The organism is Microbacterium sp. B24, assembly GCF_000333415.1.
Classification (GTDB): Bacteria; Actinomycetota; Actinomycetes; order Actinomycetales; family Microbacteriaceae; genus Microbacterium.
Genome location: NZ_BADB01000386.1, coordinates 14,614 through 35,083, shown reverse-complemented (window position 1 = coordinate 35,083; position 20,470 = coordinate 14,614). Strand labels below are relative to the sequence as shown.

Sequence of the window (20,470 nt, the reverse complement as noted above, 5' to 3'; positions counted from 1 at the left end):
ATCCACAGGTGACCGTCGCGGCATCCCGGGGAGAGCGACCGCCTCAGTGGTGTCCCGCGCCCACCTTCGACCCCGCGATCGGCTTGGCGGCGCCGGATGCCAAGCCGCTCATGGCGATGAGCCCGACGATGATCCAGAGGGTGTTCAGGATGCCGATCTGGTGGCTGACCCAGCCCAGGACGGGCGGTCCGCAGAGGAAGGCGACGTAGCCGATGGTCGCCGCCGCAGAGACGGATGCCGCGGCCTTGCGGGGATCGTCGGCCGCAGCCGACATGCCGAGGGGGAAGCCCAGCGACGCGCCCGCCCCCCACAGGGCGACGCCGATGACGGCGACCGGAAGGTTCGGCGCGAGGATGAAGACGACCAGGCCCACCCCGGCGGCCACCGACAGGGCGCGCAGGGTCCACACGCGACCGATGCGGTCGACGAGCGGGCCGCCCACCGCGCGGAACACCGTCATCGCGACGGAGAAGACCGTGAGGAAGACCGCTCCGGTGGCCTCCGACTCGTTGTGACCGTCGACGACCGCGATCGTCAGCCAGTCGTTCGCGCTGCCTTCGGCGAAGGCCATGCCGAGGATGATGGCGCCGATCGCGTAGGTGCGCGGATCGCGCCAGACCTCGAGCGCGGCGTGCAGACGCTCACGGCGCCCCGGAGACGCGGCATCCGGGTCGACAGTGACCTGCGCCTGCAGGGGGATGGATCGCAGCGCGTTGGCCGTGATCACGAGCCAGACGACGGCCACGGTGCCGAGGTGCCACGATGCACCGACGCCCCAGGCCGTCATCGCGACGCCGATACCGGCGCCCGCGACGGTGCCGAGGCTGAAGAACGCGTGGAAAAGGGGCATGAGAGTGCGCTCGAACGCCTGCTCGACCTCGGCCGCCTCGACGTTCATCATGACGTCCGTGGCGCCGAAGCACAGGCCGAGGGTCGCCAATCCGATCACCGTCAGGGGATAGGACGACAGCGCGTCCACTCCCAGCGCGGCCAGGAACAGGCCGATGGCGATGCCCACGATCGTGACGGACAGCCCGCGCTTGGCGCCCCAGCGAACGACCACGACGTTGGCCGACATCACGCCGATGAGCGAGCCGGCACCCATGGCGAACAGCAGGATGCCGACCTCGAAGTCGTCGATCGCGAGGTTCTGCTTGACGGCCGGCAGCCGCGACGCCCAGGACGCGAAGGTCACGCCGCACAGGAGGAACAGCGTGAAGATCGAGGTGCGCCAGCGGACGAGCTGGCGGCGGTCGAGGCGGGAGCGGGAGATCACCCCCTCACTGTATCCACATTTCTCGAATCGATTCGATGCCTCGACGACGAGCGCGCCACATCCCCGATCTCCGGCCCGAAACGATTCGACGCGGGTTAGCATCGGGGAGTGACGAACCGCCGGGCCACCATCGCCGACGTCGCCCGCGTCGCGGGCGTCTCGCCGTCGACGGCGTCCGTCGTCTTCAGCGGCAAGACCCCGGTCTCGGACACCACGCGACTGCGGGTCATCGAGGCCGCCGACTCCCTCGGCTACACCGGGCCCGACCCCCGCGCCGCCTCGCTGCGTCTGGGCCGCAGCGGCATCGTCGCCGTCGTCGTCGGTTCGTCCTTGAACTTCATGTTCGTCGACCCCGTCCAGCGTCTCCTGATGGACGGGCTCGCCGAAGCCGTCGCCCCCCTCGGTGCGGGCCTCCTCCTCCTTCGCCGCGACGCCGAGCTCGACATCGAGAACGCCCCCACCCTGACGACGGCTTCCATCGACGCCGCGGTGCTCATCGGCTGCGATGGGTCGCTCCGCGCGTCGCTGCCGATCGTCCAGGCCCGCGGCATCCCCGTCGTGGTGGTCGAAGGAGACGCCGGCGAAGGCATTCCCCGCATCGCACTGGACAACCGTGACGCGCAGCGGCGGGCGGCGCAGCACGTCCGCGATCTCGGCCACACCCGCGTCGCGATCGTCACGCTGTGGCAGGACGCCGCCGGCACGGTCGGGTGGATCGCGCCGGATGCCGAGATCGCGGTCGACGTGACGCGCGATCGTCTTCAGGGAGCTCGCGACGTCTTCCCCGACGCGCCGGCCTTCGCGTGCGCAGGCAGCTCCATCGACGACGGATTCGCCGCGGGGCGCGTGCTGTTCGCCGACCCGCGCACCCGGCCCACCGCCGTCATCGCGCAGAGCGACCTTCTGGCCGCCGGTGTCATCCGCGCCGCCGAGGATGCCGGTCTGCGCGTGCCCCAGGACGTCAGCGTCACCGGGTTCGACGGCGTTCCCGTCGACGGGCTCGCCCCCTACGAGCTGACCACGCTCGTCCAGCCCGCGACGGCCAAGGGCCGCGCGGCAGGCGCCGCGATCGCTGCGATGCTCGACGGGCGTGAACCGGAGTCGGTCGACCTCACTTCCACATTCCGCATCGGTAATACGACCTCGCGCGCCGGGTGACACCGGGCGCCCGGTAGACTGGCCTTCCGACCCCCGCGACCTGTCAGGAGGCCAGATTGCTCGTGCTCCTGGCTGCGTTCGCGGTGATTCCGCTGGCGCTGCCGTGGCTGGTCGGGCGAATCGGCTCGCGAGCATTCTTCGTCGCAGCGCTTCTGCCGGTCGTGGCCTTCGTCCACGCCGCCATGGCCACGCCCGAGGTCATCGCCGGTCGGGTGCCGGCCGAGTCCGTTCCCTGGATCCCCCAACTCGGCATCGATCTCTCGATGCGCATGGACACCCTCAGCTGGGTCCTCACGCTCATCGTCACGGGGGTGGGAGCGCTCGTCCTGCTGTATTGCCGCTGGTACTTCGATGGCAAGACGCAGGGCGTCGGCCTGTTCGCCGCGGCGCTCCTCGGGTTCGCGGGGGCGATGTACGGACTCGTCCTGACGGACGACATCATCGTGCTCGTGATGTTCTGGGAGATCACCAGCATCCTGTCCTACCTGCTCATCGGCTTCTACCACGCGCGCGGCGCGAGCCGACGAGCCGCCCTCCAGGCCCTGCTCGTCACGACACTCGGCGGACTCGTGATGTTCGTCGGCGCGGTCATGCTCTCGGTGATCTACGGCACGAACAGCATCACCGCGATCGTGAGCGGTGCGGCGGTTCTGCGGCCGGGAAGTGACGGACTGCTCGCCACCGCGATCGTTCTGCTGCTGGTCGGTGCGCTCAGCAAGTCGGCCATCTTCCCCTTCCACTTCTGGCTCCCCGGTGCGATGGCCGCGCCCACGCCCGTGAGCGCGTATCTGCATGCGGCCGCGATGGTCAAGGCCGGCATCTATCTGATCGCCCGGCTCGCGCCGGCGTTCGCCGAGAACGAGCTGTGGCGACCGATCGTCATCGGTCTGGGCATCTTCACGATGCTGCTGGGCGGCTTCCAGGCGCTGCGCGAATCCGATCTCAAGCGCATCCTCGCGTTCGGCACGGTGAGCCAGCTCGGCATGCTCACGGTCGTGCTGGGCTACGGAGAGCGCAACTCCGCGCTCGCGGGCCTCGCGCTGCTGATCGGCCACGCGCTGTTCAAATCGGCGCTCTTCCTCGTGGTCGGCGTCATCGACCGTCAGCTGTCGACCCGTGACATCGGCGAGCTGTCCGGTGTCGGTCGCCAGGCACCCACGCTCGCGGTGGTCTCGATCATCGCCATCGCGTCGATGGTGGGGTTCGCCCCCACCGTCGGTTTCGTTGCGAAAGAGGCGGTGCTCAGCTCGCTGCTCGAAGGCGGCACGCGCCCTGATGCGCTCATCCCTCTGCTCGGCATCCTTCTCGGCTCGATCCTCACGACCGCGTACGGTCTGCGTTTCGTGTGGGGCGCGTTCTGGACGAAGAAGGATGCCGACGGCGCGGCCCGCCCTGCCACGCAATGGCCCGATCCACCGCTGGGCTTCCTCGCGGCGCCGATCCTGTTGGCCGTCCTGACTCTCGCCGCCGGCTTCACGGCACCGCTGCTCGATCACGCCTTCTCCGGCTACGCCGACACGCTCCCCACCGCCGGCGGATATCCGTACCACCTGGCGCTCTGGCACGGATGGGAGCCGGCCCTGTTCCTGTCGCTGGGCAGCATCGCTCTGGGCGCGCTGGTGTTCACGATCGCACAGCGCACGGGCCGCATGCCGCGTCGCGTGCTGCCGTTCACGGCCGCCGATGTCTACAACCTGGTGCTGCGCATGATCGCGCGCATCGCCGTGTGGACCACGACCTTCACCCAGCGGGGTTCGCTTCCGGTGTACGTCGGCACGATCTTCGTCGTCTTCGTGGCGGCCGAGGGCACGGCGCTGTTCGCGGGCCGCGACTGGCAGATCTCGCTCGACGCCTGGCAGACGCCGATGCAGCTGGTCGTCGCGCCGATCATGATCGTCGCGGGCATCTTCGCGGTACGGGCTCGGAAGCGCTACACCGGCGTCGTCCTCGTCTCGGCGACCGGACTCGGCATGATCGCGCTGTTCGCGACGAGCGGGGCCCCCGACCTCGCACTGACGCAGATCCTCGTCGAGACGGTCACGCTCGTGGCGTTCGCGCTGGTGCTGCGACGGATCCCCGCGCGTCTGGGCGAGCACAACGCCTCGGTCAAGCCGATCCTGCGGGCGATCCTCGCCGTCGCCGTCGGGGCCACGATGGCGATGGTCGCGATGGTCGCGACCGGTGCGCGCGTCGCGACGCCGATCTCCGATCGCTTCCCCGATCTCGCCTACGAGCTCGGGCACGGCAAGAACGTCGTGAACGTCGCCCTCGTCGACCTGCGCGGCTGGGACACGATGGGAGAGCTGTCGGTCCTGATCCTCGCCGCGACCGGGGTGGCCTCGCTGGTGTTCGTCACCCACCGCTCCGATCTCATCTCGCGATCGATCTCGGCGCTGCCGACGGGGGTCACCCGCACGCGGCGTCCCCTCATCGAGACCGCGGAGGGGCCGCGTCCCCGCGGAAGCGATCCCGACAGCACACGTCAGACATGGCTCGTGGGCGGACAGAAGGTACGCCCGGAGAACCGGTCGATCCTGCTCGAAGTCATCGTTCGGATTCTCTTCCACACCATCATCGTCGTGTCGATCTACCTGCTCTTCGCCGGTCACAACCTTCCCGGCGGCGGCTTTGCGGGCGGTCTGGTCGCCGGTATGGCGCTGGTGATGCGCTACGTCGCCGGTGGTCGATACGAGCTCGGGGCGGCGGCCCCCACGGATGCCGGGCGCCTTCTCGGTGCGGGGATGACGCTCGCCGTGGCCTCCGCGGTGGTGCCGCTGCTGTTCGGCCTGCCGCCCCTGAAGAGCGTGTTCTGGGAGGCGGAGATCCCGGTGGTCGGTCACATCGAGTTCGTGACGTCGACGCTCTTCGACATCGGTGTCTACCTCGTCGTGATCGGTCTCGTGCTCGACGTGCTGCGTTCGCTCGGTGGCGAGGTCGACCGGCAGACGCAGGAGCTTCGCGAGAGGGGGGTGCTCGTCTCGTGACCGTCTCGGCCGTTCTCATCTTCATCATGGCCGCCCTCTTCGCGTGCGGCGTCTACGCCATGCTCGAGCGCAGCCTCACCCGCGTGCTCATCGGCTTCCTGCTGCTGGGCAACGCCACCAACCTGTTCCTGCTCGTCGTCATGGGCCGCCCCGGCATCGCCCCGTTCTTCGGTGCGGGCGGCGTCGACGAGATGAGCGACCCGCTGCCGCAGGCGCTGACGTTGACGGCGATCGTCATCACCTTCGCCGTCTCGGCCTTCCTGCTCGCGCTCATCTACCGCTCGTGGCAGCTCGGCCAGGCCGACACGGTGGTCGACGACGAGGAAGACATCGCCGTGCGTGATCGCGGTGCCGTCGAAGAGGACGAGATGGACGACGAGACGTCCATCGAGGACGAGGACGAGGACGCGACGACCGACTTCATCGGCACCGAGACCGCCCCGATCACGGTGCTGCACCATCGCGATCTCGACGGCATCCGCGACGACGCCCCCGTCGACCGTCCGGGTCGAGACGGCCGAGAGGGCGGTGATGCGCGATGAGCGCTCTGGTTCCCCTTCTCGTCGCCCTGCCGCTGCTCGGCGCCGGCATCGCGCTCGTCTTCGGTCGCCAGCGCCGCGTTCAGGTCGGTGTGTCGGTCGTCACGCTCACCCTCGTGCTGGCGATCGCCGCCGTGCTGCTGTACACCGTCGACTCGTCGGGGCAGGCGATCGCCGTGTCGGTGGGCGGCTGGCCGATCCCGTTCGGGATCGTGCTGTACGTCGATCGTCTCGCGGCGCTGCTCGTGGTGATCTCGAGCATCGTGCTGCTTGCCGTTCTGCTCTTCTCCGTCGGGCAGGGCGCCGCCGACGGCGACGACGACACCCCCGTGACGATCTTCCACCCCTCGTATCTCATCCTGTCGGCGGGCATCTTCAACGCGTTCATCGCGGGCGACCTCTTCAACCTGTACGTCGGCTTCGAGATCCTGCTGGTCGCCTCGTACGTGCTCATCACCCTCGGTTCCACGGAGTCGCGCATCCGCGCCGGGGTCGTCTACATCGTCGTCTCGCTCGTCTCCTCGATCCTCTTCCTCGCCGCCATCGCTGCCATCTACGGTGCCCTGGGCACCGTGAACATCGCGCAGCTGGCCGAGCGGATGACGGAGCTTCCCGATTCGACGCAGCTCGTCCTGCATCTGATGCTGCTGCTCGCCTTCAGCATCAAGGCGGCCGTGTTCCCGCTGTCGTTCTGGTTGCCCGACTCGTATCCGACGGCGCCAGCACCCGTCACGGCGGTCTTCGCGGGCCTCCTGACGAAGGTCGGCGTCTACGCGATGATCCGCACCGAGACGCAGATCTTCCGGGACAACGACGTCAACACGCTGCTGCTGATCGTCGCGTTGGCGACCATGATCGTCGGCGTCCTCGGCGCGCTGGCCCAAGCCGAGCTCAAGCGCATCCTGTCGTTCACGCTCGTCAGCCACGTCGGCTACCTCGTGTTCGGGCTCGCGATCGCGACGCCTCTCGCTCTCGGCGCGACCATCTACTACATGGTCCACCACATCATCGTGCAGACCACGCTCTTCCTCGCGGTCGGGCTCGTCGAGCGTCGTGCCGGCTCGACATCGATCCTCAAGGTCAAGGGGCTGATGCGCGCTGCACCCCTGCTCGCGGTGCTGTTCTTCATCCCGGCGATCAACCTCGGCGGGCTGCCGCCGTTCTCGGGATTCATCGGCAAGCTCGCGCTGTTCGACGCGGCGGCCGAGGTCGGCACGCCGCTCATGTACCTCTTGATCATCGGCGGCATCGTGACGTCGCTGTTGACCCTGTACACCCTCATGCGCGCGTGGAACCTCGCCTTCTGGCGCGAGGACGACGACCATTCGGAGGAGACCGGCGTCGTCGAGCGCATCTCGTACCTCGGTGACGCCCCGGCCGCCGACGACGAGGGCGCGCGCCGCGTCATTCCGCGCATCATGACCGCGACGACGGCGGGGATGGTCGCGGTCACGGTCGCCCTCACGGTCTTCGCCGGTCCCCTCTACGCGCTGTGCGCGAGCATCGGCGACGCGCTGCTCACGCCCGTGACACTGGTGCAGCTCGACGACGGGGGCGGATCATGAGTCCGACGTCGTCGGTGGCGGCTGCCGTCTGGCGCCAGCTTCCCTTCTTCGTGTGGCTGGTCGCCCTGTGGATGCTGCTGTGGGGTCAGTTCACGGTGCTCGCCGCCGTGACCGGCGTCGTCGTGGCGCTCGTGGTCACCCGCGTGTTCCGACTGCCGGCGGTCGAGCTGTCGGGACGGGTGAACCTCTGGTACGGCCTCGTCTTCGTGGTGATGTTCTTCCTCGCTCTGATCCGTGGTTCCTTGCTCGTCGCGTGGCAGACCCTCAATCCGCGGCGCTATCCGGGCACCGCGGTGATCGCGGTGCCGCTGCGCACCGACGACGACCTGATCATGGCTCACGTCGGCGTGACGGCGTCGCTCATCCCGGGCTCGCTGATCGTCGACGTCGACCGTGACCGGCGCATTCTCTTCCTGCACGTCATCGGCGTCTCCTCCGCCGAGGATGTGGAGAAGCAGCGCCGCGCCGTGCAGGGCTGGGAGGCGCGCATCGTGCGCGCGGTGGGATCGCGCGCCCAGCTGCGGGCCATTCAGCAGATCGGTGCGCGCTCGCCGCGGGAAGGCGGCGCACCTCGATGACCGTTCTCATCATCGCCATCTACGTCATCTTCGCGGCGGCGGGCCTCCTCACGCTGTGGCGCATCATCGTGGGGCCGTCGATCCTCGACCGCGCCGTGGCATCGGACGTGCTGCTGACGCTCGTCATGTGCGCCCTGGGCGCGGACATGGTGATCAACCACCACACCCGGTCGCTGCCGGCGCTGCTCATCATCGCCGCCGTCGGTGTCTTCGGCTCCATCGCAGTGGCGCGCTTCGTCGCACGGAGGGACAACACCGACCGATGAACGATCTCCTCGACATCGCGGCCCTCGTGCTCGTGCTCATCGGCGGTTTGCTGTGCGTCACGGCGGCGATCGGGCTGCTGCGCTTTCGCGATGTGCCGACGCGGCTGCATGCCGCGACGAAGCCGCAGGTGCTCGGGCTCATTCTCATCTGCCTCGCGATCGCGCTGTCGCTGCGCAGCTGGCCGGTGGTCGCCTTCCTCGTCCCCGTGGTGATGATGCAGCTGGCCACCGCGCCGCTGTCGGCGCACATGGTCGGACGCCAGGCCTATCGCAACGGCACGATCGACGAACGCTCGCTGTACGTCGACGAGCTCGACGAGGCCCGTCGCACGCCCCCTGCGGCGGGCGGCTGAGCGCGAGAACTCCTCCCCATCGGCGGATGTGCGGACGCTGCCGGCGGCACTTGTGGACAACGGCGCACACGTCCGGCATCGCCGCCACACTGGACGAGTCGGGGGCCGGACCGTCAACTGGGGGGTCACAGGTCCGGCCCCGGCATCCCTCCCCTCGGTCCGAGGCCGAGTCCCCCGATCGGCGGGAAAGTCCGGTCGCTCGGGCGATGCGGCCGACGCGGCGCGCTGGTGGACTGGAAGAACCGCGTGAGAGAGGCAAGAATCATGACAACCGCGAGCACGCCACCCCTGACGCTCGAGCCGGCGATCCGCGACGACCTCGCCGACGTCGGTCGGCGCATTCAGGCGGCTTTCGCCCCCGCCGTGGAGAAGGAGACGGGGCAGCCCAGCACGGAACCCATTCCCAGCGATCGTGAGCTCGCAGAGTCGTTCGATGCTCCCGATGCCGAGGTGCTGCACCTGCTCGAGAACGGCGAACGCGTCGGAGGGGCGGTCGTCGTTCCGGGCCGGGAGGCGGGCCGCCGCGCGCTGGAGCTGTTCTTCATCGATGTCGGTCGCGAGGGCAAGGGACTCGGTCGGCGCGCGTGGCGCGCGATCGAGGAGCGCTACCCCGACACCCGGGTCTGGGAGACCTTCACTCCGCACTTCGAGGTGCGCAACATCCATTTCTACATCAACGTCTGCGGCTTTCACGCGGTCGAGTTCTTCCACGAGGGCCACCCGCATCCCGGCCCGCCCGAGAAGCCGGATGCAGCGGATCGACCGGGTGGGAGCTTCGACGGCGAGGATCGCGGCTTCCGCTTCGAGAAGGTCATGCTGCCGCTGCGGTGACGCGCCTCGCGCAGCGACCTCAGGGTGCGAGTGACGGCGTGCGGGCCATCCCGAACTCGTGTCGCAGCACGCTCCGCGCGGCGAACCATCCCGACTGCCCGTGCACACCCGGCCCAGGGCTCGTCGCCGCGCCGCAGAGGTAGACGCCCGGCAGGGGCGTTCGCCACGGCTCGGCACTGAGCACGGGCCGTGCGAACAGCTGGCGCAGGGTCGCGGCGCCGGCCGCGATGTCGCCGCCGATGTAGTTCGGGTTGTCGGCCTCGAGCTGCGCGGCCGACGTGCTGCGCGACGTGATGATGACATCGCGGAATCCGGGTGCGACGTTCTCGATCGCGCGGGTGACGGCCTCGGTCTGGTCGAGCGTCGAACCAGCCGGCACGTGCGTGTACGCCCAGAGGGCGTGGTGGCCGTGCGGCGCCCGTGTCGCGTCGAAGACCGATGGCTGGGAGACGAGCACATAGGGGGATGCCGCGTGTCGCCCGGCGAGCACCTCGCGTTCGGCCGCAGCGATGCGAGCGCGCGTGCCGCCGATGTGCACCGTGCCGGCCTCGGCGATCCGGTCGTCGGCCCAGGGGACCGGACCCGAGAGAGCGAACTGCACCTTGGCCGAGCCGCTGCCGTAGCGGAACCGCTCCAGGCGCCGCCGGTAGCCGCTCGGCATCCGCTCGCCGGCGAGCCGCACGAGCGCGCGCGGGGCGACGTCCAGCACCACCGCGCGAGCGTTCAGCTCGTCGAGCGAGGCGATCTCGTGGTCGAGCACGATCTCGCCGCCGTGTGCGCGGAGATCGTCGGCGAGGGCGTCGGAGATCGCCTGGGAGCCGCCCATCGGGATCGGCCAACCGGCCGCGTGCGCGTGTGTCTGCAGGGCGAGGCCGGCGGCCGCGGCGATCAGGCTCGGCTGCGGCGCGATCGCATGGGCGGCGACGCCGGTGATCATCGCCGGAGCGACGGCGCCGCTGAAGGGCGCATTCCAGGCGGCGCTGCCCTGCAGAACCGCTCGCGCGCCGAAGCGGGCGCTGACGAGAGGATGCGGAGGCACGCGCAGCAGCGGGGAACCCGTGAACCGGGCGATCTCGCGCGAACGGGCGGCGAGCGGCGCGATCAGGCGGCGGTAGGCGGCGCCGTCGCGGCCCAGGCCCTCGACCGTGCGCTCCAGATCGCGATAGGCGATGCCGGAGCCGCCGTCGGCGGCGCTCAAGGGATGTGCGAACGAGATCTCCGGTGTGACGAACTGCACGCGACGCGCGAGCCCGAAGGCGCGGAAGAAGGGTGAGGCCAGCGCCAACGGATGCACGGCCGAGCACGTGTCGTGCTGGTATCCGGGCGCGACCGTCTCGGCGGTGCGGGCTCCGCCGCCGAGGTGCGACATCCGCTCGAAGACGCGCACTGACAGGCCCGCGCGTGCGAGGGTGACGGCGGCGGCCAGTGCGTTGGGGCCCGATCCGACGACCTCGACGTCGGTCATCGGCCATGCGCTGGTCGCCATGGAGCCTCCTCCGGGTCCCTTCCCATCGTAGAGGCGGGCCGCCCGCCGTCGCCGGGCGGGCGGTCGCCATTATGCTGCTCATCTTCCAGTTCGTCCGTGCGGCGAAAGGGAGCATGAGCGGGCAGGAGCTTTTCGATTCGATCGCTCTCATCGTGTGGGTCGACCACGGCGGCGGCCTCTTCACTGGGTACTTCCACATGGAGGTCGGCCTGCTCGTGAAGGCCGGCGACGTTGTGAGTCCCGGGACACAGTTCGGGAAGATGAGCGACACCGGCTACGCGCTGGGCTGTCATCTGCACTTCCAGGTCGAGAAGAACGGAACCCCGATCAACCCCGAGCCCCTTCATGGCACCACGGGACGCCCCCCTGCCCCTCAGCAGAACTGGTTGTGACGAGGCTTGCTTCCAGCTATGCCTCATCCTTGATATGGAGTTTCGTATCGGCCACGTCGCACAAGCTGGAGTTAACCGACTAGTCGATGCTCATACGCGAAGATGACCGCCTGGATGCGATCACGTAAACCGAGCTTGCTGAGCACTCGACTTACATGGGTTTTAACCGTGCCCTCACTGAGGAAAAACGCCTTGGCGATCTCGGGGTTGCTTTTGCCTTCGCCGATAGCAACGAGGATCTGGCGCTCGCGAGGGCTAAGCGCTGCGGTCGCGTCGGGGGTCCCATCGGGGAGGCGTGCCCCGAACATCTCGAGCATACGTTTCGTAACTCGCGGGGACATTGAGGCATCTCCTGCAGCTATCGCACGGATGGCGTCGACTATCTGTTCTGATCTTGAGTCCTTGAGCATGAAGCCGCTGGCACCCGCTCGCAGACCCCCGAAAGCGTACTCATCGAGGTCGAACGTCGTGAGTATCAGCACTCGGGTCTCTGAGAGATCCTCCGTGATCATCTTGGTGGCGGCGATACCGTCGAGGTACGGCATTCGCACGTCCATGAGCACCACGTCGGGCCGGGTGCGCCGAGCCTTTTCGACGGCTTGGACGCCATTCGTCGCTTCCGCAACAACCTGCAAGTCTTGTTCTTCGGCCAGTGCCATCCGAAATCCGAGACGAATGAGCTCTTGGTCGTCAGCGATCAGGACTCTGATCACGTCCATCCTTCCTTCGCGTCGCCGCGCGGCAGGGTGGCTTTGACTTTCCACCCGAGGTTGTCCCTTCTTGGCCCAGCGTCGACCGTGCCATTGAGCGCGGCGACTCTTTCCCGGATCCCCGGAAGCCCTCGACCAGTCCCGGCTGGCCTGTAGGGAAAACCGGGTAGCCCATCATCGATGATCGTCGTCGTGAGAGTTGTCGCGTCTAGCGCGATGCGGACGGCGACTTCGGTTGGGCCGTGTGCATATCGGGTTGCGTTGGTCAGTGCTTCCTGCACGATCCGATAAATCGTCAGCTGTAGAGTCGGGTCGCTCGGAGGGTGTCCGTCGATGCGGAGGGTGACGGGGACGCCGAGGTTACGGAATCGTTCGATTAGCTGGGGAAGATCCGCCAGGTTCGGCTGAGGGACGGTCTCTGCAAGATCTCCGCCCAGGACACCAAGCATCCTGCGCATGTCCACCATTGCTGACCGGCCAGTGCTAGCGACCTTACGCATCGCATCGGCAGCTTCCGGTGAAGCCCTATCTGCCGTGGCGGCGCAACCCTCAGCCAAGGCAATCATCATCGTCAGACTGTGGGAAACGATGTCGTGCATCTCCGTGGCAATTCGGTTTCGCTCTGCAGCAGCTGCGAGTTCTCCTTGCCGATCTCGTTCGACGGCGAGCTCTCGGGCTCGTTCTATGAGCGCTTCCAGGTAGCGGCGGCGGTCGCCGATGGTGATACCTAGCGCGAGACTCACCGCTAGCACGACGCCTATTTGTGCTGAGAAGGAGAGGACAGACACCCATAGCGGCGTTGGGGCATCAGGACTGGGATTGAGTAGGGGATTGAAGCTGCCTACTGTCGTTTGGCCGGCTTCTCTGATAAGGGCTGCCGTGACGGCTAAGGCTCCAACGATCACAGCCGCAGCCCATCCGGATTGCACCGATTTGTGGACAGCGAGGGAGTACACAGCGAACGCTGCGGGTAGTAGAACGAATTGGTTGGGCGGCCAGATCGAGACGACGACGGCGCCGGCTGCCATCACGCTCAATGCCATAAGAGGTCGCGTGCGGCGGAACAACACCCCTGCAGCAGTAGTCGCGGCAAGCAACGCCGTTAGTAGGATCGACGCTCCCTGGGGAATTTCGGATGCCGCTATCCCCAACGCCCAGTTTCCTGCGATATCGACGATGGCGAGGACGAGGAGGACATCCATCAATCGCGGGTGCCGCGAACGGTAGCGACGGAAAATACCGGGGGTGCTCGGCAACCGCAGGTCTGCGGCGTTAGTTCCACTAGCAGCGCGGGCCTGCGGTTGCCGAGCAATCATGCGTCGCGCCACTTAGCCAGTGCTATGGCTGCCGCCAGAACGATTACATCCCACGCGGCCAGCACGCCAAAGCCGCCCCAGCCATCCAGTTTGAGAGCCCCGGTGTCGGACTGCGGGATCGACGCGTCGCCGGAGAACGCGAACAGCTGTCCGCCGGCGTTCTGCGGCATCAGCGCGCTAAGGGTGCGAGCCCAATCGGCGTCGACCATTCCTCCCAGCATCGGAATGATGACCGGTGCAACCAAGATGAGACCGAGAACCACGGCCAGCGTCCCAGCGGTGCTGCGCAAGATGACGCCGAAGCCAAAGGCGAGGAGTGCCACCATGGTCGTGTAGACCGCGCCACCGATCAACGGCATGAACACCGAAGGGCTTCCCAGATCCACGTCGATCTGCTGGCTCGCCAGCGACGGCCAGGAGGCGAACGCGGAGAGCCAGATTCCGATTGCAGTTGCAACGAAGGTAGTCACTGCGAGAACAAAGGCCTTCGCGATGAGCGCGCCTGTACGTCGAGGGACAGTGGCGAACGTGGAACGGATCATGCCAGTGGAATACTCGCCGGTCACGATGAGCGCCCCCAGCACGCACGCGATGAGGACCGCTATTTTGAGCCCGGCGGTGTTGACGTCAACGACGATGGATCGAGCAAGGTCCCCCGTGGTTGACTCCGATCCCGAGCTGCTGAAGCTAAGGCTCGAAACGAGTAGACCGATGGCAACCATCAGTGCGATGAGAGCTCCATAGCACCACGCTGTTGAGCGCACGCTGCGCAGCTTTACCCATTCAGACCGCAGTACTCCACCGGCGCTCAGCCGGGCATTAAGAGAGGTCGAGATCTTAGGCATTGTGGAAGACATCACGCTGACACCTCCGAACGGTACTCAACCTCGTCCTGGGTGAGCTCCAAGTAGGCCTGTTCGAGACTGGCGGAGACTGTACGCAACTCCTGAACGGGGACCCCGACCCGAAGAGCTGCCGCCCCCACGTCTGATGCATCCATTCCATCCACGGACAGACTGCCATCGGGCATCTGTGTGACTGTGACGTTTGGGCCAGCGATTGCGGCTGCCAATACCTGTGGCGCGGAGGTACGCACTGACACATGTGTTGCGCCGGCCTGTGCAGTAAGCGCTTCGATCGAGGCGTCAGCGAGCACGCGACCGCGGCCGAGAACGACCACATGATCGGCGGTAAGAGCCATCTCGCTCATCAGATGGCTAGAGAGAAAAACCGTTCTTCCTTGGGAGGCGAGGTAGCGAGTCAGCTGCCGCACCCAGAGGACGCCGTCCGGGTCCAGGCCGTTCACAGGCTCATCGAGGATCAAGGTCTGCGGGTCACCGAGAAGTGCCGCTGCAATCCCAAGGCGTTGTCCCATTCCGAGAGAGAACCCACCGACCCGCTTGGAGGCAACTCCTTCTAGTCCGGTCATCTCGATCACTTCGTGAACTCGAGACTTTGGTAGCGATGCCGTAGCCGCCAAAGCGAGCAGGTGGTTATATGCGCTACGACCGGTGTGGACCGCCTTGGCCTCCAGCAACGCGCCTACCTGATGTAGTGGGTCGCGATGATCTGCATACTGCTTCCCATTCACCATCGCGTGACCCGACGTGGGCCGGTCTAGGCCGACAATCATTCTCATCGTCGTCGATTTGCCCGCACCGTTCGGCCCCAGGAACCCCGTCACTTGCCCGGGGTGAATCGTGAAGGAAACATCGTTGACCGCTGTCTTCTTCCCGTAGCGCTTGCTCAGGTTCCTAACTTCAATCATGGCTTCACGTTAGGTTCGAGCTCTTCAACACGCATCACACGTGGGGCCCATCTCGGCGCCTTCATTTTCCTACTCAGGTCGGATGGCGATCGACGGTCATTAGTAGAGGAAGGACCCTTCGTCGAGTAGGGGATCGTGATGGTGGGTTCGCCGCGAACCCACCGAGTGAAAGTGCACCGGTAACCAGAGTGGATAGCGCTCCCACTGCGCCGAGATGCGGGGTACGGTGCGGGGCCCTCTCCATGCCATGAAGAGCCTGGGAGTACCGGAAAAGTGATGCTCATTCCGAGGGAATGTTTGAAACGTTCCGTGGTCGCCCAGCCGTCGGCCGACCAAGGCTGAACGTCCTCATCGGATCAGTGCGGACATGAACAACATGCTGGGCCCCGGCTCGGGAGACAGAGGTTGTCGTCGCTCTCGTCACTCACTCTTCCACCCGGGACTCTCTATACAGAGGCAAGCGCCCCATGCGGTCAGGGGGACCTGTCTGTCTCGAGGGGACACGCGCAGGAGAGGGCAGGAGAGCATGGATGGTACTTGAGGAGTCGGCAGGTGCAACAAGTTCGGGCACAGCACTCAAATGGGTGACGCGTCTGGTTCTTGCCCTCGGTCTTGTCGGACTCATGGCGTCAGCATTCATCTACCTGCCTGCGGTGCTCGCTATCGAGGCAGACCTCGCGGCGCGCGTACTGAGCGCAGTCTTTCGTGTTCCCTCATACGCGCCGTTCACACTCCCCTACATCGCCTTCGTTGACGACCCGACCTACGTACTCCAGATCACCCCGGAGTGCAGCGCAGTCTTCCTCACCGCGCCCTTCTTTGCGGTAGCGGCGCTTTTTTTGCTGTCTCGAAGGTTTTCCCCTGCCCGTATCTTGCCCGCGCTGTTACTGAGCGTGACCATAATCGTTGTCATCAACGAGGTCCGCATCGCCTTCATCGGCGCCACCCTGGTCTGGTGGGGGATTGATGGTTATGGGTGGACCCATACCGTCACCGGGTCGCTCATGAGCGTCGGGGCAATCGTGGGAGCTGTCGCGATGTCCTACCTCGTCATGAAAAGACGGAAGCAGCGTGCAAGCCCCGAGATCCTGAGTGCGCCTTGAGCGCGAGACCCACCGGAGCCTTGGGGGTGAAGCCTTCGCCTCACCCCCGCCGATGTTCGTGTGAGTCACTCAAAGCGGCTTCTGAACCGGATGCTCGTGGGTGAGGCTGCGCATCACCGGTGTCTGGGTTGCGTCACTTTCCGGCTGGCTGTCGCTCTCCATATACGGACGCAGCTTCGTGGTTGCTGGGGGCAGCTCCTCGAGCGGCGAGTACCTACGGGGCCTGGCTGGCGTCTGCAGGGCGAGTTCTCCCGATAGGAATCCGGGCGCGACTCGCCCTGCCAAACCTCAAGAGAGATCTTGTAGGGCGTAGAGCGGCCCTGGGGGCACCGGGGTACCTCGCCGGTCCCTGCCCGTCACCTTGATGGGGCGGTAGCTCTCTCTTCTATAAGAGATGAACTGGAAAGTGGACGGGGAAGCACCCCATCCAAGACGGAGGCACGAACTTGTACACCCCTTATGGCGGAATCGCTGGTGGAGGCGGGGCTGCTGCGGTCCTTGCTACGACAGGGATGGACTTTCCTGCGTTGCTGGTCGTCGCAGGCTCACTCGGACTGATGCTCTTCGGGGCCTTGCTGTTCAGGTCCGGCCGCAACAGAGCAAGCGAGAACGAGGTTGCGCGGTAATAACGCTTGGTTGGGCGTCGGCTAAAAGAGAGTAGATAGAGAAGTTGCAGATCGTCCTTGCTGTCTCAATGCAGCTCTCGCTCATCCTCTCAGTGATCTTCACCCTGTATGTCTTACTCATAGTCGTGCCCTTTCTTCGCCGTCGATCGCGTCGATCGGGCGAGCCGGGCGACCTGGAGTGGCACCTCTTCGTCCCCTGCCGAGATGAGCAAGCGGTAATCGGGGAAACTCTCGAGTATCTGCTCGAGAGTTTCCCTGATACCCATGTATGGGTTATAGATGACGACTCAGATGACGACACCGCGGTCATTGTCGCCGGGTGGATGGAAGCCTCACCTCTCGTTCATCTGGTCCAGCGTCGCAGGCCCAAGGCTAGAACGGGCAAGGGCGACGCACTGAATGCCGCCTACCATGAGCTCATAGCCTGGCTCGGGGAGGGTGTTGACACGGAGCGGGTCATCGTCGGTGTTGTAGACGCTGATGGGCGACCCGCCGTCGGTTGTTTGCGCGCAGTCGCTGGCCCAGACTACTTCGGGGATTCTTCAGTGGGCGGCGTCCAGATCGTGGTGAGAATGATGAACCGCGACGTCCACACGCCTCTCTCTTCCTCCGGGAGGCTCCGAAACTTCTTCGCACGAACACTCGTGCGAATGCAAGACGTCGAGTTCCGGACTGTAATCTCCGCAATCCAATCCGCCCGGATCTACACGGGAACAGTGGGCATGGGCGGTAATGGGCAGTTCACGCGCTTGTCTGCGCTCCAGTCGCTCGATGGGGGAGATGGTAGAGCTTGGCGAGGTTCCCTGCTGGAGGACTTTGAACTCGGGGTCCACCTGCTTCTCGCCGGCTGGAAAAACCGATTCTGCCCAGACACCTGGGTTGACCAGGAAGCTCTCTTCGATCTGCGGCGCTACCTCACGCAGCGGACTCGGTGGGGACAAGGTGTCATGCAGTGCATTCGCTACTGGCCGGCCGTATGGTCGAGTCGCAAGATCTCGAATGCTGGAATCGTCGAGATGACCTACTACTTCCTGCAGCCGTGGTTGACCCTGATAGGTACCTTTGTGTACCCCATCCCCATGATCTTTCTTGCGACTGCGCTTCTCTCGAACACGGAGTTCCTCGTAGATTTCTTGACCAGAGGGGGGGCCGCCCTGCTCGGCATCTATTTGGTCGCCGGTCTTGCGCCCTTCTTTCTATGGGGACCGGTCTACATCGCGAAGTGTGAGCGGAAGCAGGGCTACTGGCGAGGGGTGGGCTGGGGCTGGGCTTATGTGCTCTACGTATATGCCTTCTATGTGACTACCTGGCGCGCCTTTGGGCGCCTCCTTACCGGAAGATCGGGCTGGGCCAAGACTCGGCGAAATTCCGAGGCTGCCATAGGTCAGCCGGTCGCCCGCGAGAGCTGAGAAGTTCCCTCCCCCGACATCTGTGGCGGGAGCGGGGTCAGCTTCGTCTCCTCGGGTTCGTGCGAACGTCGCTCCATCCGCAAGTTACCGCTAGGTGGCCACAGGTCGAGCGGCGGTGGCATGGAACCGAGATCAAGAGTGCTAGGGGGGTGACGATCGGGGGTGCCCGAGGGGGTGATCTGTTACGCTCCGGCGTCACGTAGTAGGCAAGTCTTCTCTCTCTTTGGATGTGCCGGCTTTTCGGCATTGTTCAGACTGGTAACTAATTCACCAGAATGCAAGCAAACCAACGGAGAATACATGAAGAATCGATCCAAACTAGGTCGCTGCGCTCTCGCAGCAGCCAGTGCGCTTGGGATCGTTGTCCTCGCAGGAATCGCGAGCCCCGCATCTGCCCAGTCGGGGGCACCCACCTCGACTCCTGACTTTGACCTTCAGGCGGTGCTAGCAAACGCCCCCGAGCTGGCTGGATACCTAGTCGACACGTCCGGCGTCCACTCCAACATCGAGGAGATTGCTGTCTCAAACCAGCAGTTCTTGCCGAAGTCGACATTCCTCAACGCGGATGAAGCGCACCACAACGACACTGACCTCACGCAAAGCGAGGCGTTTTCGGGTAGCAGTTGGTCTTCGACCGCGACTATGACGACTACGACAGACCACACCGTATCGAGCAGCCTGGGCGCCGGTGGTGGGATTGCAGTTCCCTATCCGTACGCTCCCGTGGCGGGTGGGCTCTCGTATTCCTATCAGGAGTCCTGGGGAACGCAGCACACTGAGAGCACCAGCCGTCAGGTAACTGTGAACTACGCCAGTTCCAGTGTGACGACCCCCGCGCACTCAACTGCGCACCACCAGGCCACTGTCGTTCAGGGCACCTTCACCGGTGATGCGAAGACCACTGCTCGGTTGTCGGGAAACGTCGTACTTGACAAGTGCGGCAAAGAGATCTCCATCCCCATCGGACAGCTCCTGTCCCTCACCCGGGACAAGGGACAGGACCCTCTTGCCCCGTCCTGGGTTACTCCTAATAGCGACGGTACGGCGCTGATGAGTCGCACGACTCACTTCGTGGACGAGAACTACGTCACGTCCTACGCCAAGGATTGGATCACCCCTGATGCCGCTCCGAGTGTTGCCTCTCAGGTAACGACAAATCAGGCGTCGATGCCGTCCCCCCGTGCGCTCGCGCAGCTGGCGCCCAACCCCGCTGCGCTGGCGAATGTCTCGTCGCTGCGATACGCGATCACCTGTGACGCGGGTGTTCTTCCGCGGACTCAGATCCTGAGCTTCGATGCCGGCGACGCGAACCACGCTGTCGTTCTCACGTCCGCCCACAAGGTGGTGCAATACGACGGTAAGACGGCCAAGACGATCGACACCAGCACAATCCCGCAGGTTCAGGTCGTCTCCGAAGGTAGCGACGGTGAACTGTGGGTCCTCGCCGGCGACGCCAGCGGCACCCGCACGCCATACCGGTATGACGGAGCTAAGTGGACCGCTATGGGTGTCACTGACTGGTGGAGTGGCCTTGACGTGGCAAGCCAGAACAACGTCGTGCTCACCGCGACGTCGCACGACGACTGGTACTGGGATGGCGCAAGCTGGACGCATCTCCTCGGCCAGGTCCTCGGAACCTCCGTGGGTGTCGATGGCACAATCTGGGGTCTGGGAACCGATAACCATCTCTATCGACTGGACCGCACCAGCATCCGCTGGGTCCAGCAGCCCAACACTCGAGCCGACAACTTGTCGGTGGGAAGCAAGTCGCATGTGGCGCATATCTCGAACGGCGTTGTCTGGGCGAGTGACTCCGTCAATGGCGCCACCGGTGACGTGACGAGCTGGAAGTGCTACGCCTACGACCCCACGCAGCTCTCTGATCCTGCAGCATGCACGGTCGCTGCGATTAAGGACCCGCTTGTTACGCCGGGGATTGTCGCTGCCCAGATTGGTGCAGATGGCGTCGTCTGGGTTGTCGCAAGCAGCGGCATCTGGCAGCACACCTCTATGGGATGGAAGAACCTCACTGTCTAAACCGTGAGGGTCAGGGTGGGCTGGACTTGCGGGGGAGCTCCGTTGAGTTCAGCCCACCCACGACACACCGCCA

At 65.6% G+C, this 20,470-nt stretch carries 18 protein-coding genes; 12 read left to right on the top strand and 6 right to left on the bottom strand.

All coding sequences use genetic code 11. The annotated features are described in order from the left end of the window. Nucleotides 1–43 precede the first annotated feature (43 nt). The gene (locus I5I_RS10915; protein ID WP_036319438.1) at nt 44–1,276 is read right to left on the bottom strand and encodes an MFS transporter; all 1,233 of its coding nucleotides are present in this window, start codon (nt 1,274–1,276) and stop codon (nt 44–46) included. A gap of 108 nt (nt 1,277–1,384) precedes the next feature. Here I5I_RS10915 and I5I_RS10910 point away from each other — a divergent pair, with 108 nt between their 5' ends. From I5I_RS10910 to I5I_RS10875, 8 genes are all read left to right on the top strand, one after another. Further along, nucleotides 1,385–2,434 (top strand): LacI family DNA-binding transcriptional regulator, encoded by a 1,050-nt coding sequence (locus I5I_RS10910; RefSeq protein WP_036319437.1) that lies wholly within the window; start codon nt 1,385–1,387, stop codon nt 2,432–2,434. 56 nt (nt 2,435–2,490) lie between these two features. Continuing rightward, nucleotides 2,491–5,418 (top strand): Na+/H+ antiporter subunit A, encoded by a 2,928-nt coding sequence (locus I5I_RS10905; protein WP_036319436.1) that lies wholly within the window; start codon nt 2,491–2,493, stop codon nt 5,416–5,418. Next, nucleotides 5,415–5,960, top strand: coding sequence for a Na(+)/H(+) antiporter subunit C (locus I5I_RS10900; RefSeq protein ID WP_036319435.1), 546 nt, complete (start codon nt 5,415–5,417; stop codon nt 5,958–5,960). Before I5I_RS10905 ends, I5I_RS10900 begins: the two co-directional genes overlap by 4 nt. Beyond that, on the top strand, nt 5,957–7,522 hold the full coding sequence (locus I5I_RS10895) for a Na+/H+ antiporter subunit D (protein ID WP_036319434.1): 1,566 nt from the start codon (nt 5,957–5,959) through the stop codon (nt 7,520–7,522). The genes I5I_RS10900 and I5I_RS10895 overlap by 4 nt, the downstream gene beginning before the upstream one ends. After that, nucleotides 7,519–8,100 (top strand): Na+/H+ antiporter subunit E, encoded by a 582-nt coding sequence (locus tag I5I_RS10890; protein WP_036319432.1) that lies wholly within the window; start codon nt 7,519–7,521, stop codon nt 8,098–8,100. Before I5I_RS10895 ends, I5I_RS10890 begins: the two co-directional genes overlap by 4 nt. Then, complete coding sequence (locus I5I_RS10885) at nt 8,097–8,366, top strand: monovalent cation/H+ antiporter complex subunit F (RefSeq protein WP_036319429.1); 270 nt, start codon at nt 8,097–8,099, stop codon at nt 8,364–8,366. Before I5I_RS10890 ends, I5I_RS10885 begins: the two co-directional genes overlap by 4 nt. Beyond that, nucleotides 8,363–8,719 carry a monovalent cation/H(+) antiporter subunit G gene (gene mnhG, locus I5I_RS10880; protein ID WP_036286831.1) on the top strand — a complete coding sequence of 119 codons (357 nt, stop codon included), beginning with the start codon at nt 8,363–8,365 and terminating at the stop codon, nt 8,717–8,719. The genes I5I_RS10885 and mnhG overlap by 4 nt, the downstream gene beginning before the upstream one ends. Nucleotides 8,720–8,983: 264 nt before the next feature. Beyond that, nucleotides 8,984–9,550 (top strand): GNAT family N-acetyltransferase, encoded by a 567-nt coding sequence (locus I5I_RS10875; protein ID WP_036319427.1) that lies wholly within the window; start codon nt 8,984–8,986, stop codon nt 9,548–9,550. 19 nt (nt 9,551–9,569) lie between these two features. On the opposite strand, the gene I5I_RS10870 is transcribed toward I5I_RS10875, so the two are convergent. Further along, the gene (locus I5I_RS10870) at nt 9,570–11,015 is read right to left on the bottom strand and encodes a phytoene desaturase family protein (protein WP_036319582.1); all 1,446 of its coding nucleotides are present in this window, start codon (nt 11,013–11,015) and stop codon (nt 9,570–9,572) included. Nucleotides 11,016–11,107: 92 nt separating this feature from the next. Here I5I_RS10870 and I5I_RS16905 point away from each other — a divergent pair, with 92 nt between their 5' ends. Then, nucleotides 11,108–11,428, top strand: a complete 321-nt coding sequence (locus I5I_RS16905; RefSeq protein WP_036319425.1) for a M23 family metallopeptidase — start codon at nt 11,108–11,110, stop codon at nt 11,426–11,428. 71 nt (nt 11,429–11,499) lie between these two features. Here I5I_RS16905 and I5I_RS10860 read toward each other — a convergent pair whose 3' ends face one another. From I5I_RS10860 to I5I_RS10850, 4 genes are all read right to left on the bottom strand, one after another. Further along, complete coding sequence (locus tag I5I_RS10860) at nt 11,500–12,147, bottom strand: response regulator (protein ID WP_036319423.1); 648 nt, start codon at nt 12,145–12,147, stop codon at nt 11,500–11,502. Then, complete coding sequence (locus tag I5I_RS16475) at nt 12,138–13,340, bottom strand: sensor histidine kinase (protein ID WP_187289944.1); 1,203 nt, start codon at nt 13,338–13,340, stop codon at nt 12,138–12,140. The genes I5I_RS10860 and I5I_RS16475 overlap by 10 nt, the downstream gene beginning before the upstream one ends. Nucleotides 13,341–13,450: 110 nt before the next feature. Beyond that, complete coding sequence (locus I5I_RS10855) at nt 13,451–14,299, bottom strand: ABC transporter permease (protein WP_187289943.1); 849 nt, start codon at nt 14,297–14,299, stop codon at nt 13,451–13,453. An 11-nt stretch (nt 14,300–14,310) separates the two neighbouring features. Next, nucleotides 14,311–15,222: an ABC transporter ATP-binding protein gene (locus tag I5I_RS10850; RefSeq protein WP_036319422.1), complete on the bottom strand. Its 912-nt coding sequence runs from the start codon at nt 15,220–15,222 to the stop codon at nt 14,311–14,313. A 530-nt stretch (nt 15,223–15,752) separates the two neighbouring features. Here I5I_RS10850 and I5I_RS10845 point away from each other — a divergent pair. The 3 genes from I5I_RS10845 to I5I_RS10835 all read left to right on the top strand — a co-directional run bounded on the left by I5I_RS10845 (nt 15,753) and on the right by I5I_RS10835 (nt 20,397). Then, nucleotides 15,753–16,325 carry an exosortase/archaeosortase family protein gene (locus I5I_RS10845; RefSeq protein WP_187289942.1) on the top strand — a complete coding sequence of 191 codons (573 nt, stop codon included), beginning with the start codon at nt 15,753–15,755 and terminating at the stop codon, nt 16,323–16,325. A gap of 670 nt (nt 16,326–16,995) precedes the next feature. After that, complete coding sequence (locus I5I_RS10840; protein WP_239640093.1) at nt 16,996–18,360, top strand: glycosyltransferase family 2 protein; 1,365 nt, start codon at nt 16,996–16,998, stop codon at nt 18,358–18,360. A gap of 300 nt (nt 18,361–18,660) precedes the next feature. Continuing rightward, nucleotides 18,661–20,397, top strand: coding sequence for an ETX/MTX2 family pore-forming toxin (locus I5I_RS10835; RefSeq protein ID WP_148285540.1), 1,737 nt, complete (start codon nt 18,661–18,663; stop codon nt 20,395–20,397). Nucleotides 20,398–20,470 lie beyond the last annotated feature (73 nt).

What these genes read in the sequence shown, in the direction of transcription:
- I5I_RS10895 (WP_036319434.1), top strand. Translation starts at nt 5,957, where the DNA reads ATGAGCGCTCTGGTTCCCCTTCTCGTCGCCCTGCCGCTGCTCGGCGCC.
- I5I_RS10890 (WP_036319432.1), top strand. Translation starts at nt 7,519, where the DNA reads ATGAGTCCGACGTCGTCGGTGGCGGCTGCCGTCTGGCGCCAGCTTCCC.
- I5I_RS10885 (WP_036319429.1), top strand. Translation starts at nt 8,097, where the DNA reads ATGACCGTTCTCATCATCGCCATCTACGTCATCTTCGCGGCGGCGGGC.
- mnhG (WP_036286831.1), top strand. Translation starts at nt 8,363, where the DNA reads ATGAACGATCTCCTCGACATCGCGGCCCTCGTGCTCGTGCTCATCGGC.
- I5I_RS10875 (WP_036319427.1), top strand. Translation starts at nt 8,984, where the DNA reads ATGACAACCGCGAGCACGCCACCCCTGACGCTCGAGCCGGCGATCCGC.
- I5I_RS10870 (WP_036319582.1), bottom strand. Translation starts at nt 11,015, where the DNA reads ATGACCGACGTCGAGGTCGTCGGATCGGGCCCCAACGCACTGGCCGCC.
- I5I_RS16905 (WP_036319425.1), top strand. Translation starts at nt 11,108, where the DNA reads ATGCTGCTCATCTTCCAGTTCGTCCGTGCGGCGAAAGGGAGCATGAGC.
- I5I_RS10860 (WP_036319423.1), bottom strand. Translation starts at nt 12,147, where the DNA reads ATGGACGTGATCAGAGTCCTGATCGCTGACGACCAAGAGCTCATTCGT.
- I5I_RS16475 (WP_187289944.1), bottom strand. Translation starts at nt 13,340, where the DNA reads ATGGATGTCCTCCTCGTCCTCGCCATCGTCGATATCGCAGGAAACTGG.
- I5I_RS10855 (WP_187289943.1), bottom strand. Translation starts at nt 14,299, where the DNA reads ATGCCTAAGATCTCGACCTCTCTTAATGCCCGGCTGAGCGCCGGTGGA.
- I5I_RS10850 (WP_036319422.1), bottom strand. Translation starts at nt 15,222, where the DNA reads ATGATTGAAGTTAGGAACCTGAGCAAGCGCTACGGGAAGAAGACAGCG.
- I5I_RS10845 (WP_187289942.1), top strand. Translation starts at nt 15,753, where the DNA reads ATGGTACTTGAGGAGTCGGCAGGTGCAACAAGTTCGGGCACAGCACTC.
- I5I_RS10835 (WP_148285540.1), top strand. Translation starts at nt 18,661, where the DNA reads ATGAAGAATCGATCCAAACTAGGTCGCTGCGCTCTCGCAGCAGCCAGT.